Source organism: Streptomyces sp. NPDC028711 (genome assembly GCF_055565415.1).
Window position 1 is genome coordinate 97,975 of the sequence record NZ_JBVHUJ010000005.1, and the last position, 13,077, is coordinate 111,051.

Annotated in this window: 14 protein-coding genes; 11 read left to right on the forward strand and 3 right to left on the reverse strand. The window is 72.5% G+C overall.

The window, feature by feature from the left end; genetic code table 11:
- The first annotated feature begins 1 nt into the window (after position 1).
- From ACZ4VK_RS18365 to ACZ4VK_RS18410, 10 genes are all read left to right on the forward strand, one after another.
- Positions 2–1,255: an MCE family protein gene (locus tag ACZ4VK_RS18365; protein ID WP_468353389.1), complete on the forward strand. Its 1,254-nt coding sequence runs from the start codon at positions 2–4 to the stop codon at positions 1,253–1,255.
- The gene (locus ACZ4VK_RS18370) at positions 1,252–2,301 is read left to right on the forward strand and encodes an MCE family protein (RefSeq protein WP_468353390.1); all 1,050 of its coding nucleotides are present in this window, start codon (positions 1,252–1,254) and stop codon (positions 2,299–2,301) included. The genes ACZ4VK_RS18365 and ACZ4VK_RS18370 overlap by 4 nt, the downstream gene beginning before the upstream one ends.
- Positions 2,298–3,344 (forward strand): MCE family protein, encoded by a 1,047-nt coding sequence (locus ACZ4VK_RS18375; RefSeq protein ID WP_468353391.1) that lies wholly within the window; start codon positions 2,298–2,300, stop codon positions 3,342–3,344. The genes ACZ4VK_RS18370 and ACZ4VK_RS18375 overlap by 4 nt, the downstream gene beginning before the upstream one ends.
- Complete coding sequence (locus tag ACZ4VK_RS18380) at positions 3,344–4,405, forward strand: MCE family protein (protein WP_468353661.1); 1,062 nt, start codon at positions 3,344–3,346, stop codon at positions 4,403–4,405. The genes ACZ4VK_RS18375 and ACZ4VK_RS18380 overlap by 1 nt, the downstream gene beginning before the upstream one ends.
- On the forward strand, positions 4,402–5,619 hold the full coding sequence (locus ACZ4VK_RS18385) for an MCE family protein (protein WP_468353392.1): 1,218 nt from the start codon (positions 4,402–4,404) through the stop codon (positions 5,617–5,619). Before ACZ4VK_RS18380 ends, ACZ4VK_RS18385 begins: the two co-directional genes overlap by 4 nt.
- On the forward strand, positions 5,616–6,890 hold the full coding sequence (locus tag ACZ4VK_RS18390) for an MCE family protein (protein ID WP_468353393.1): 1,275 nt from the start codon (positions 5,616–5,618) through the stop codon (positions 6,888–6,890). The genes ACZ4VK_RS18385 and ACZ4VK_RS18390 overlap by 4 nt, the downstream gene beginning before the upstream one ends.
- Positions 6,887–7,402: a hypothetical protein gene (locus tag ACZ4VK_RS18395; RefSeq protein ID WP_468353394.1), complete on the forward strand. Its 516-nt coding sequence runs from the start codon at positions 6,887–6,889 to the stop codon at positions 7,400–7,402. Before ACZ4VK_RS18390 ends, ACZ4VK_RS18395 begins: the two co-directional genes overlap by 4 nt.
- Positions 7,403–7,425: 23 nt before the next feature.
- The gene (locus tag ACZ4VK_RS18400) at positions 7,426–8,115 is read left to right on the forward strand and encodes a hypothetical protein (RefSeq protein WP_468353395.1); all 690 of its coding nucleotides are present in this window, start codon (positions 7,426–7,428) and stop codon (positions 8,113–8,115) included.
- Positions 8,116–8,141: 26 nt separating this feature from the next.
- A complete protein-coding gene (locus ACZ4VK_RS18405) occupies positions 8,142–8,684 on the forward strand; it encodes a nuclear transport factor 2 family protein (RefSeq protein WP_468353396.1) in 543 nt (180 codons plus the stop codon).
- A gap of 112 nt (positions 8,685–8,796) precedes the next feature.
- Positions 8,797–9,588 (forward strand): hypothetical protein, encoded by a 792-nt coding sequence (locus ACZ4VK_RS18410; protein ID WP_468353397.1) that lies wholly within the window; start codon positions 8,797–8,799, stop codon positions 9,586–9,588.
- A gap of 16 nt (positions 9,589–9,604) precedes the next feature.
- Here the strand turns inward: ACZ4VK_RS18410 and ACZ4VK_RS18415 are convergent, their stop codons facing one another.
- Positions 9,605–10,249, reverse strand: a complete 645-nt coding sequence (locus ACZ4VK_RS18415; protein ID WP_468353662.1) for a DNA alkylation repair protein — start codon at positions 10,247–10,249, stop codon at positions 9,605–9,607.
- Positions 10,250–10,446: 197 nt separating this feature from the next.
- Between ACZ4VK_RS18415 and ACZ4VK_RS18420 the strand changes: the two genes are divergently transcribed.
- Complete coding sequence (locus tag ACZ4VK_RS18420; RefSeq protein ID WP_468353398.1) at positions 10,447–11,658, forward strand: nitric oxide synthase oxygenase; 1,212 nt, start codon at positions 10,447–10,449, stop codon at positions 11,656–11,658.
- Between the two features lie 20 nt (positions 11,659–11,678).
- Here the strand turns inward: ACZ4VK_RS18420 and ACZ4VK_RS18425 are convergent, their stop codons facing one another.
- Together ACZ4VK_RS18425 and ACZ4VK_RS18430 are read right to left on the reverse strand one after the other, a co-directional pair.
- A complete protein-coding gene (locus ACZ4VK_RS18425) occupies positions 11,679–11,969 on the reverse strand; it encodes a hypothetical protein (protein WP_468353399.1) in 291 nt (96 codons plus the stop codon).
- Positions 11,970–12,100: 131 nt separating this feature from the next.
- Positions 12,101–13,015: an NAD(P)-dependent oxidoreductase gene (locus ACZ4VK_RS18430; protein ID WP_468353400.1), complete on the reverse strand. Its 915-nt coding sequence runs from the start codon at positions 13,013–13,015 to the stop codon at positions 12,101–12,103.
- Positions 13,016–13,077: the final 62 nt, after the last annotated feature.

A 13,077-nucleotide genomic window follows, 5' to 3' on the forward strand; every position in this document is an offset into this window, starting at 1 on the left:
GATGAGCGACTCCACGGCCGAGACACTGCGCCGCCGGTTCGCCGGCGTCGTCTTCCTGCTCGTACCCGCCCTGCTCGCGTGGCTGGCGGTCGCCGTCTACGACAAGCGCTTCACCGACTCCGACCCGGTCGTCGTCGAGACCGGCAGCATCGGCAACGAGATGCACCTCGGCGCAGAGGTGAAACTCCGCGGCGTCGTCATCGGCGAGGTCCGCGCCATCGACGCCACCGACGGCGGAGCCCGGCTCACCCTCGCCATGCGGCCCGGGACCCTGCGCCACGTCCCCTCCGACGTCCGCGCGCAGATGCTGCCCACGACGCTCTTCGGCGAACGGTTCGTCGCCCTCGTACCGCCCGGGAACCCCTCCGCGCGACCGCTCGGCCCCGGCGACGTCATCCCCGAGGACCGGTCGAGCAACGCCGTCGAACTCCAGCAGGTCCTCGACAACGTCCTGCCCCTGCTCACCGCCGTCCAGCCGCAGAAACTGTCCGCCACCCTGTCGGCCGTCTCCCAGGCCCTCGAAGGACGCGGCGACAAGCTCGGCGACACCCTCGCCCGACTCGACGCGCACCTGCGGAAGTTCAACCCCCAGCTGCCCGCCCTCACCCGCGACCTGAAAGAACTCGTGAAGGTCAGCCACCTCTACGCGGACGTCGCCCCCGACATCGTCACGGCGCTCACCGACTTCACCACGACCAGCGGCACCCTCGCGGAGAAGGAGGGCGAGCTTGCCGGCACCCTCGGGACCACCACCCGGACGGCCCAGGACCTGACCGCCTTCCTCCGACAGAACAAGGACAACATCATCCGGCTCAGCGCCACCAGCAGACCCACCGTGGAACTGCTCGCCGAGTACTCCCCGTCCTTTCCCTGCACTCTGCGCACCCTCGCCCAGTTCGTGCCCGCCATGGACAAGGCACTCGGCAAGGGCACCGACCGGCCCGGACTCCACGTCGACGTGACCACCGTGCCCTCGCGCGGCGCCTACGTCCCCGGCCGCGACACACCCTCGTACGGATCCGGCGGCGGGCCCCGCTGCTACCCCGTGCCCTACCTCGGCGTCCCGGCCGCCCCCGCCGCACGGGCGTCCGCCGCCGCCGACCAGCAGCTCGGCCCCGCCAACTCCCCGCAGGAGAACGACCTCGTCAACGAACTCCTCGCCCCCGCCGCGAAGCAGCGGCCCGGCGACCTCCCGGACTGGAGCAGCCTCCTCGCGGGACCCGCGTTCCGCGGCGCGGAGGTGACCCTCCGATGACGAACACCCACACCCGCCGACGCGGCCTCACCGGGACCCTCCTGAAGTCCCTCGCGTTCGTCCTCGTCACCGCGCTCGCCACCACCGTCCTCGGCTTCAGCATCGCCAACACCGGTGTCGGCTCCGCCACCCGCACGTACAAGGCGCTGTTCACCGACGTCACCGGGCTCGTCACCGGCGACTCCGTGCGCATCGCGGGAGTGAAGGTGGGCGAGGTGACCGACGTACGCGTCGTCGAACGGCGCACCGCCCAGGTCACCTTCTCGGTCCGCGAGGACCGCTCCCTGCCCCGGTCGGCCACCGCCGCCGTGAAGTACCTCAACATGGTCGGGCAGCGGTACGTCTCCCTCGACCGCGGCAGCGGCGACGTGACCGGCACCCTCCGGGCCGGGGACACCATCCCGCTCGACCGCACCACACCCGCACTCGACCTCACCCTGCTGTTCAACGGGTTCAAGCCCCTCTTCGAGGGACTCTCGCCGGGCGACGTCAACGAGCTCGCCGGCTCCCTCGTCCAGGTCCTCCAGGGCGAGAGCGGAACCGTCGACAGCCTCCTGCGCCACATCGGCTCCCTCACGAAGACCGTGGCCGCCAAGGACGAGGTCATCGGCCAGGTCGTCACCCACCTCAACACCGTCCTCACCACCCTCAACGACCGCGAGGCCGCCTTCGACGACCTCGTCGTCACCCTCAGGAAACTCGTCACCGGCTTCAACACCGACCGCAAACCCCTCGGCGAGGCCGTCCAGGCCATCGGCGACCTCACCACGACGACCGCCGGGCTCTTCCACGACGGACGCGCCCCCCTCAAGAAGGACATCAGCGAACTCGGCCGGCTCTCGGGCACCCTCGGCGAGCACACCCCCGCCATCGAGCGGTTCCTCGCCAACACCCCCGCCAAGATGACCGCCCTGGCCCGGCTCTCCTCGTACGGATCGTGGTTCAACCTCTACCTCTGCGAGGCGCGCGTGAGCGGTGTGGGAACCTCCGACGGCTCCAAGCCGCCGACCGGCATCGCCGTCACCGAACCGAGGTGCCGCGGATGAGCCCCCGCCCCCGGCTGGGGCCGGTCAAGGAACGCGACCCGATCGCCGTCGCCGTCGTCGGACTCCTCGTCCTCGCCCTCCTCGCCGCCCTCGCCTACAACGTGGAACGGCTCCCCCTCGTCGGCGGCGACACGGCCTACAGCGCCGACTTCTCCGAAGCCGCCGGACTCGACACCGGCGACGAGGTGCGGATCGCCGGGGTCAAGGTCGGCAAGGTCACCGAGGTCGCCCTCGACGGCCCCAAGGTCAAGGTGACCTTCGAGGTCGGCGACGCCTGGGTCGGCGACCGGTCGACCGCCGCCATCGCCATCAAGACCCTCCTCGGCGAGAAGTACCTGGCGCTCGACCCGCTGGGCTCCGCGCCGCAGGACCCCGGAACCCGCATCCCGGGGACCCGCACGACCTCCCCGTACGACGTGACACAGGCCTTCCAGGACCTCAGCGGCACCGTCGACGCCCTCGACACCGAGAAACTCGCGGAGAGCTTCGAGACGATGTCCGCCACCTTCAAGAACTCACCGCCGCACGTGCGCAACGCCGCCACCGGCCTGTCCGAACTCTCCCGGTCCGTCTCCACACGCGACACCGAACTCGACCGGCTCCTGCGGAACAGCAAGAAGTTCACCAAGACCCTGGAGACCCAGAAGTCCAGCTTCGAGACGCTCATCGAGGACGGCGGCTCGCTGCTCGGCGAGCTCAGGAAGCGCCGCGACGCCATCCGCGCCCTCCTCAAGGGCAGCCGGGCCCTCGGCACCGAGCTCAGCGGCCTCGTCGGCGACAACGACCGGCAGCTCGGCCCCACCCTGAAGGCCCTCAGCCGCGTCACCGGCGTCCTGGAGAAGAACAGCGGCCAACTCGACAGAACGCTCGCGCTCATCGGCCCGTACTACCGGCTCGTCGGCAACACCCTCGGCAACGGCCGCTGGTTCGACAGCTACCTGTGCGGCGTGGTGCCCCGCACCTATCTGCCCGAGGCCTCGCAGCCCACGACCGGATGCCTGCCGCCGAAACAGACGGCGACGGCCAAGGGGAGCGGTGAATGATGACCAGGACCAGAAGACCCCTCGTCGCCGGACTCGCCCTCGCGGTGCTCGCCGCCAGCGGTCTCGTCGCCGTACGCGTCCTCGACGACGACGGCACCCGCGTCACCGCCTGGTTCGACCGGGCGGTCGGCATCTACGCCGGATCCGACCTCCGCGTCCTCGGCGTACGGGTCGGAGAGGTGGAGTCCGTGGAGCCACAGGGCACCCGGGTACGCGTCGGCCTCCGCCTCGACGAGGGCGTACGCGTCCCCGCGGACGCCCGGGCCCTCGTCGTCGCCCCCAGCATCGTCGCCGACCGGTACGTCCAGCTCAGCCCCGCGTACAGCACAGGACCCACCCTCGCCGACGGCGCCCAGCTGCCCGCCTCCCGCAACCGCACCCCCGTCGAGATCGACCAGCTGTACGCCTCCCTCACCGAACTGAGCAAGGCGCTCGGCCCGGACGGCGCCAACTCCGCCGGAGCCCTGTCCGAACTCCTCGACACCGGCGCGAAGAACCTCAAGGGCAACGGCACCGCCATCGGCACCTCCATCGAACAGTTCGGCAAGGCCGCCAAGACCCTCGACGGCAGCAGCGAGAACCTCTTCACCACCCTCCGCCAGCTCCAGACCTTCACCACCATGCTCAAGAACAAGGACGGCGACGTCCGCACCGCGCAGGAACGCCTCGACGAGGTCGTCGGCTACTTCGCCGAGAACAAGGACGACCTCGCCGGCGCCCTCAAGGAACTCGGCACGGCCCTCGCCCAGGTCAAGACGTTCATCAAGGACAACCGCGGCGAACTGAAGAAGAACGTCGACCGGCTCGTCCCCCTCACCCAGACCCTCGTCGACCAGCGCGCCTCCCTCGCCGAAGCGCTCGACGTCGCCCCGCTCGCGGCCGGCAACCTCGTCAACGCGTACGACCCGGACACCCGTACCATCGACGGCCGCGCCAACCTCAACGAGATCAGCATGGGCGGCCCCCTCCTCCCGCTGCCCGCCACCGGCGGCTCCGCGGCGACCGGGAGCCCAGCGGCCACCGGCGGCTCCGCGGCGAGCACCGGAGAGGGGGAGCGGTGAGACGCGGCACCCTGCCCTCCCGCAAGGCCGCCGGCGCCGGAGCCGCCGGAGTGATCGCCCTCGGCCTCGGTCTCGCCGTCGTCCTCGGAGCGCTCCCCGCGCACCCCGTCCGGTTCGACGGCATCGAGGACCTGCCCCTGCCCGGCGGCGCCGACCTCGGCTCCCACCCCTACACCGTCACCGCCGAACTCGACGACGTCCTCAGCCTCGTGCCCCAGTCCGCGGTCAAGGTCAACGACGTCGCCGTCGGCCGCGTCACCCGCATCGAACTCGGCACCGACACCTGGACCGCCCGCGTCACCCTCGCCATCAACGGCGACGTCCGGCTCCCCGCCGACGCGAGCGCCCGCCTGGAACAGTCCAGCCTCCTCGGCGAGAAGTACATCCAGCTCGTCGCCCCGCGGAAGGACGACGGCGGACGGCTCACCGACGGCAGCGTCATCCCCCTGGCCCGCACCAGCCGCAACACCGAGGTCGAGGAGGTGTTCGGCGCGCTGTCCCTGCTCCTCAACGGCGGCGGCGTCAACCAGCTCAAGACCATCACCAGGGAACTCAACGCGGCACTCGGCGGCCGCGAACCCGAGGTCCGCTCGATGCTGAGACGGGTGAACACCCTGGTGACGAACCTGGACGCGCACCGCGGCGACATCACCCGCGCCCTCGACGGCGTCAACCGGCTCTCCGCCACCCTCGCCGGCCGCAAGAAGGACGTCGACACGGTCCTCACCGGCCTCTCACCCGGCCTGAAGACCCTGGAGAACCAGCGAGGCTCCCTGCTCACCATGCTGCGCGCCCTCGACACCCTGTCCGGAGTCGCCGTCTCCACCATCGACGCGAGCAAGAAGGACATGGTCGCCGACCTCAAGGCCCTCGCACCGACCCTGAAGGCACTCGCGGACGCCGGCGCCGACCTGCCCGAATCGCTCCAGGTCCTCCTGACGTACCCCTTCACCGACGAGGTGATGCGGGGTGTCAAGGGCGACTACCTCAACACCTATCTGCACCTCGCCGCCGCCCCCGGGACCGAGGTGATCCCGCCGCTGATCCCCAAGCCCGCGCCCACGCCCTCCCCTTCGGCCCCGGCCTCCCAGCGGCGACCGGGAACGAACGGCACCGCGCAGAGCCCGGAGACACCCCTGCCCCTGCCACCGGTCCCGACGGGCAGCCGGCCGGAGTCCGCCACCCCACCCAAGGACGGAGGCGAGAACCGGTGATCACCCGCACCGTACGGCTGAAGAACCTCGCGTTCCTCGTCATCGCCGTGCTCGTCCTCGGCTTCGTCGGCGTCCGCTACGCCGACCTCGGCCGCTACGCCGGCGTCGCCGACCACTACACCGTCCGCGTCCATCTCGCCCGCACCGGCGGCCTGTTCACCCACTCCGACGTCACCTACCGGGGCGTCTCCGTGGGCCGCGTCGGAGACATCGGCCTCACCGCCGAAGGCGTCGTGGCCGAGCTGCGCATCAAGAAGTCGGCCCCCCGCATCCCCGCCGACGCGCGGGCCGTCGTCGCCGGACTCTCCGCCGTCGGCGAGCAGTACATCGACCTGCGCCCCGAGAGCGACGACGGCCCCTTCCTCGCCGACGGAGCCCGCATCGAACAGTCCGACACCCAGGTGCCCGCGCCCGTCACCGACGTGCTCGCCGGCATGAACGACCTCACCCGCTCCGTGCCCCTGGAGTCCCTGCGCACCGTCGTCGACGAACTCGGCAAGGCCTTCGAAGGACACGGCGACGACCTCCAGGTCCTCCTCGACAACGGCAGCGCCTTCGTCGAGGCCGCCGACCGATCACTGCCGGCCACCACCCGGCTCATCGAGGACGGCGAGGTCGTCCTGCGCACCCAGGCCGAGGAGAGCCGCGCCATCAGGGACTTCGCCACCGGCGCGCGCGACCTCGCCGCCACCCTCAAGGGCTCCGACGCCGACCTGCGCCGCCTCCTCGCCGTCACCCCCGACGCGAGCGGCCAGATCAGCGGCCTCCTGCGCGACCTCGACCCGAGCCTCAGCGTCGTCCTCGCCAACCTCCTCACCACCTCCGAGATCGCCGTCACCCGGCAGCGCGGCACGGAGGAACTGCTCGTGAGGCTCCCGGCGGCCGTGTCGGCCGGAGCCACCGCCGTCCACGGAGGACGCCTGAACATCGGCCTCGCCGTCACCTTCTTCAAACCGCTGCCCTGCACCTCCGGATACGGCGGTACCCGCTACCGCAACGGACTCGACCTCGGGACCGCGCCCGCCCTCAACACCGGCGCCTCCTGCACCGGTTCCGCGGCGGCCGGGGTCAACGTGCGCGGCTCGGCCCAGGCGCCGAAGGGCGGCCGCGTGCCCGTCCCCGCCAAGCCCGGCTCCCTGCCCTCGGGCAGCGCGCGCCCCGCGGCGGACACACGGGCGGCGCTGCCCGGCGCGCTCGCGCTGCCCGGCCAGTCCGGCGGACCGACGGACATGGCCGGCCTCCTCGGCCTGGACACCGGGAGTACGCGATGAGGCGGGCCGGGGTCCTCGGCGCCGGCGCCCTCGTCGCCGCCCTCGGCTTCTGCGGGACCGGCGCGTGGACCTACGCACAGGCCCGCACCGACCAGGAGCTCGCCTTCAGCCGCGAACGGGACACCGCGCTCGCCGAGGGCCGGCACGGCATCACCGTCCTGAACACGCTCGACGCCTCGACCCGCGAGCGCGCCGAAGCGGGCATCCGGGCCTGGCGCGACGCCGCCACGGGCGCGCTCCGCACCGAACTCGGGCGCACCGAGCCCTCGGTGGGCGCCTCGGCGCGCGCCACGGTCACCGAGGCGGCCCTCACCGCGCTCGACGCGAGAGCCGGTACGGCGAAGCTCATCGCGACCGTCCGCGTCGACGTCACCCCACGCGGCGCGGGAAGCGCGACCACCGACCGCAAGCGCCTGGAGGCCGTCCTGACGCGCACCGGCGAGGACACATGGCGGGTGTCGGCACTGAGCGCGGTGCCCGTCGCCGGAGCCGAGGAGAGCGAGGAGGAGTGACACGAGTGCTGAGGGCGCTGCGAGTGCCACGCAAGACGGCCACGGACGAGAACAGCGGTCCGGAGGTCACGAACCTTCCCGGGCCGGAGGCCTCGGACGCGGACGGTCCCGAGGCCTCGGGCGGTCTTGGGTCGGCGTCCACGGACGCGGACGGTCCCGAGGCCTCGGGCGGGGACGGGCCGGGGGACTCGGGCCAGGCCGGTCGGCGTTCGACCGCCTCCTGGCGGAGGGCCGGCCTCGTCGTCGCCGTCGTCGCCCCGCTCCTCGCCGGGAGCGGCTTCTTCTACGGCGCCCACCAGCTCCGTTCGACTCCCTCCGCGCGTAACCTCGCGCTCACCGACACCGGGGCCACCACCCGCGTCAGCGGCGACGTCGGCGAAGGACTCGCCCGGGTCTTCTCCTACGCCCCCGCCAGGGCCGACGCCGCCGAACGCTCCGCCCGCACCGTGCTCGCCGGACGCGCCGGCCGCCAGTACAGCGACCTGTTCGCCCAGGTCCGCGCGCGTCTGGCCGAGCAGCGCATCACCCTCACCACCCAGGCCGTCCGCACCGGGGTGATCGAACTCGACGGGGACAGCGCACGCCTCCTCGTGTTCCTCGACCAGACCTCGCGGCGGGACAAGGCCGCCGCCACGTCCGCCGCGGCCCAGCTGACCGTCACCGCGAGGTTCGAGGGCGACCGGTGGCTGATCGTCGACATCAAGGCCCGCTGACGATGAGCGGGAGACGGGAGCACCCCATGACACGCGCGGTCCGCACCCCGGCGGGCATCCGGCCCGCCCTGGCCGGGGCCCTCGCGCTCACCCTCGTCGCGGGCGGGTTCGCGGCCTGGGCCGGCCGTGACTGGTACGCCGCGGCCCACGACGACTCCGCCGCGTACGCCGTGCAGCGCGACCGGGCGCTCGCGGCCGGGGAGCAGGCCGTGCAGAACCTCAACACGCTCGACCACCGGCGTGTGGAGCAGGGCCTTGACCTCTGGGAGTCCTCGACGACCGGCGACCTGAACAAGCAACTCGTGGAGGGCCGCGAGGAGTTCACCACGCAGGTGCGGTCCGCGAAGACGGTGACCAAGGCCCGGGTGCTCTCCGGCGCCGTCACGGAGCTCGACGACCGGGCCGGGCGGGCCCGGGTGCTGGTCGCCCTGCGGATCACCGTCACGACCTCCGACAGCAAGAGCACCGAGAAGGACAGCCGCATGCTCGGCGAACTCACCCGCACCGACGGCCACTGGAAGCTCAGCGGACTGGGGCAGGCCCCCGTGGGCGGCACGGCGGCCGGCTGACCGGCCCCCGGGGGTGCCGTGCCGATCGGACCGGGCTCGTGACGCCGATCCGGCCCGACCGTCGGGGCACCCCCACCGCGAGAGCCACCCGCACCCCGAAAGGACACGCACGATGCCGACGCCCCGCCATCACCTCAACCGCCAGCGCCGCCGCCTGGCCCTCGCCGAGCAGCCGACGGGCGTGAGGGCCGAGGCCGGCCCACGGACCCGGCAGCGGCCGGCGGCGGCGCCCGCGCGGGGAACGGCCGGAACACCAGGGCGGGAGGCCGCTGCCGAGACCACAGGCCGCGCCGACGACGCCACCCGGAGCGCGTCGTCCTCCGGTCAGGCGGCCGAGGAGCGGGCGCGGCCGCGTCACCTCGTGCCCCTCGTCGTCCTGTGCGTCCTGACGCTCCTTCTCGGCGGCTTCGCCGGATGGGCGTACAGCAGGGCCGGAGAGCTCCGCGACGACCCCGCCCGCGGCAACACGGCCCTCACCGACCTCGCCCGTACCAGCGAGATCAAGGGGCAGACCTCGGCCGCCGTCGCCGCCCTCTTCTCGTACGACCACGCCGACACGGGCCCCTTCGAGCGGGCAGGGAAGACCCTCCTCACGGGCAAGGCCGTCGCCCAGCACCGGGCGCTGCTCGGCGGGGTGCTCGCCCAGGCCGCGCGGCAGAAGACGGTGATCACCACGACGGTCACCGACAGCGCCGTCGAGCGGATCGACGGCGACCGCGCCCGGGTCCTGGTCTACGCCGACCAGAGCAGCGTGAGCACGGCGGGGACCGGCAGGGCCGGCGGTGCGAAACAGCAGCCGAAGGCCCAGGACCAGGGGGTCTACGCGGGCGCGATGTTCGCCGTGGACGTCGTGCGCCGCGACGGGCGCTGGCTCGTCGAGAACATCGACACCTTCGGCCGCTGAGACCCGGCCCGTACGGTCACGGGGTCTGCTGCCGGCGCACCATCTCGGTGATCCAGACGGGCGCGAAGGGAGACGTGCACCCCGGTGACGTCGGATAGTCCTTGAGCACCTCCAGACGCTCACCGATGTCGAGGGCACGGGCGCGGTGCCCGGGGTGTCCGATGCCGATCTGGGCCAGGCAGTGGTTCATCGCCCACTGCAGACGGTCCGGGGCGTCCTTCATCTCCGCCTCGATGACGTCGAGCAGTCCTTCGAGGTCGAGGCCTTCGGGCTTCTTCGCCACGCGCTCGGTGGTCAGCGCCCACCCGGCGCTCGCGACCACCGGATCCGGATCGGCGGACCACGCCAGGCGCAGCTCCTCGGCGTGCGGACTCTTCTTGACCACGTAGTTCACGAGCCAGTCGTGCACCTTGGGGGCGCGCGCCTCGCGCACCATGGTGTCGAGCTCGTCCCGCCCGAACGCCTTCGGGCGGCAGATCAGGAGCGCCAGGAGTCTCGCCGCGGTGTCACCCGTCTCCCAGAGCCCGCGCGCGAGGTCCTGCTGCGTCTTCAGCCGCTTCGCGAGCGCGCGCAGCCTGCCGAGGTTCACACCGTGGTCGTCGCCGTGTCGCTCGTTCACCGCGCGTGCCTTCGGATCCTCGAGTCCGGCCAGCTCGGCCATCACCTCGGCCACCGTCGTCCCGGTGGGTGTCGTCGTCCCGGCCACGTCCGCCTCCTGCCCGTCGCGTGCGGTTCTCACCCTACGGCGGAGGTCGGACAGCGCCCTGTCCCGGCGGGCGGGGCAGGCTACCAGCCAAGGCACATCCGGGGACGGGAATTCACCTACCCTCCGCGCCCACGCGTGTTCCTACGGTAGTCATGGACGCCGGGAGGAACACCTTGATCTTCAGTCGCAGCCGCCGCCGGAAGTCTGTCCCCAGCACGGGCACCTGCCCCTACGCGTCCGGAGAGCCGGCCGTCCCGGCCCCCGGGTATCCCGCCCCTCCGCCGCAGCTCACCGACCGGCAGCAGGCGGAACGATTCATCAGGCAGTTCCACGACGAGCAGCCCGGCGCCGGAGAACGGGAGAGCCGGGTCCGCGAGGTACTCGCCGAGATCGACCGCACCGGAACCTACGAGCACACACCGGCCGAGCTCGCCTTCGGCGCGCGGGTCGCCTGGCGCAACGCGGCCCGCTGCATCGGCAGGCTCTACTGGCGCAGCCTCGTCGTGCGCGACCTCCGTCACGTCACCTCCGCCGACGCCGTCGCCGACGCCTGCTTCGAGCATCTGCGGCTGGCCGGCAACGGCGGCAGGATCCGCCCGGTGATCACCGTCTTCGCCCCCGACCGGCCGGGCCGCCCCGCGCCCCGGATCGTCAACGACCAGCTGGTCCGGTACGCGGGACACCGCACGCCCGAAGGCCGCCGGTGCGGCGATCCGCGCAGCGCCGCCCTGACCGCGCACGCCCGTGACCTGGGATGGAAGCGCGACGAAGGGCCCTTCCAGGTCCTTCCCCTGATGGTGCGGGAGCACCCCGGAGGGAGGCCGCGGTGGTACGAACTGCCGGACGACGCCGTACGCGAGGTGCCGCTGACCCACCCCGGGCACGCGTGGTTCGCGGAGCTCGGGCTGCGGTGGTACACCGTGCCCGCGATCAGCGACATGACGCTCGAGATCGGCGGCGTACGGTATCCGGCGGCGCCGTTCAACGGCTGGTACATGGGCACGGAGATAGGCGCGAGGAACCTCGCCGACACCGAGCGGTACGACCTCCTCCCGGTGGTGGCCGACCGGCTCGGGCTCGACCGTTCCACCGAGCGCACCCTCTGGCGGGACCGGGCGCTCGTGGAGCTCAACGTGGCGGTGCTGCACTCCTTCCAGGAGGCGGGGGTGACGATCGCCGACCACCACACGGAGTCCCGGCGCTTCCTCCGGCACATCGACCAGGAGAGCCGCCACGGCAGGTCCACGCCCGCCGACTGGAGCTGGATCGTCCCTCCGGTGTCCGGCTCCGCCACCCCGGTCTTCCACCGGTACTACGACCCGGTGGACGCCTCGCTCCGGCCGGCCTTCCTCGCGCGGACGTGAGCCGTGGGACGCCGGGGCCGTCAGCGGCCCGCGCCGGGGACCCACTGGTTGTGCACCGGCATGATCCTGGGCCGGTCTCCCGTCATGGGCCAGCCGAGGCCGGTAGCGACCGGCATCATGCGCTCCACGAACGCGTTCATCTGCTGCTCGGACTCCCAGAGGTCGAAGATCTCCAGACCACCGTCGGTCTCGACGCACGCGTGGGACATGCAGCCGTCGAAGATCTCGGGAGTCTCCTGGAGCTTGGCGTTGAGGGTGTCGTACTGGTCCGCTGTGACATCCGGGAGGACGCTGTGGACGAAGACCGCCATGGCGGATCACTCCTTGTGAGGCGGGGCGGTACCGTCGGCGCCGCCCCGATGGGGCCACTCCCCCTACAAGCCAGCACATCACGCCCCGCCGGGCACGGCATCCGAGGGAGCCGTCCCCGTCCGGGCGTGCCTCAGCGGCGCCCGAGGACCTCGGCGACCCGCGTGAAGCCCTCCGCGCCGTGGCCGAGGGCCACCGTGCGGCGCGCCAGGCCCTCCGCGGCCCGCATGACCCCCGCGTCGATGCCGTGCGCCTCCGAGGCGTGCACGATGTGCGCCATCGTCGACACCGCGGAGGTGAGCGGGTTGCCCTCACCGGAGTACGTACCGCTCTCCACGTCCTCGGCCAGGTCCCCGAACAGCGGCGGCAGGATCGCGCCGATGCCCTGCGCGAAGGGCGCGAGCTCGGTCGGGGTGATGCCCTCGGCGCGGGCCAGCGCCATCGCGTGGACGTACCCCGTCATCGCCGTCCAGAAGATGTCGAGCAGCGCGATGTCGTACGCCGCCGCCCGGCTGACCTCCTCCCCGAGGTGGGTGTGGGTGCCGCCCAGGGCGTCGAGCACCGACCGGTGCTCGCGGTAGAGCGGCTCCGGGCCGCTGTGCAGGAAGACGCCGGCGGGCGTCCCGATGGTCGCGGCGGGGGTCATGATCGCGCCGTCGAGATAGCCGATGCCGTGCTCATCGGCCCAGCGGCCGGTGTCCCTGGCCCGCTCGGGGGTGTCGGCGCTGAGGTTCACCACGGTCCGCCCCTTGAGCGCACGCGTCACGGCCTCCTCTCGCAGGACGGAGTCGGTGGCGTCGTAGTTGACCAGGCAGACCACGGTGAGCGGGCTCGCCGCGACCGCCTCCTCGGCGCTCGCGGCCGGCACGGCACCCGCGGCGACGAGTTCCCCGTCCCGGCCCGGGGTGCGGTTCCACACGGTGGTCCGTACGCCCGCCGCCACGAACGCGGCGGCAAGGGCCCGTCCCATCGGCCCGAGACCGAGAACCGTGACGGCACGCGGCCCGGCCGAGGAGGCACCGGAAGAAGGCAGGGCGGAAGAAGACATGGGTGAACTCCCTTGTAGAAAGGTGAAGGTAAGAAACGCCGGAGGAGAAGGAGAAGGACGCG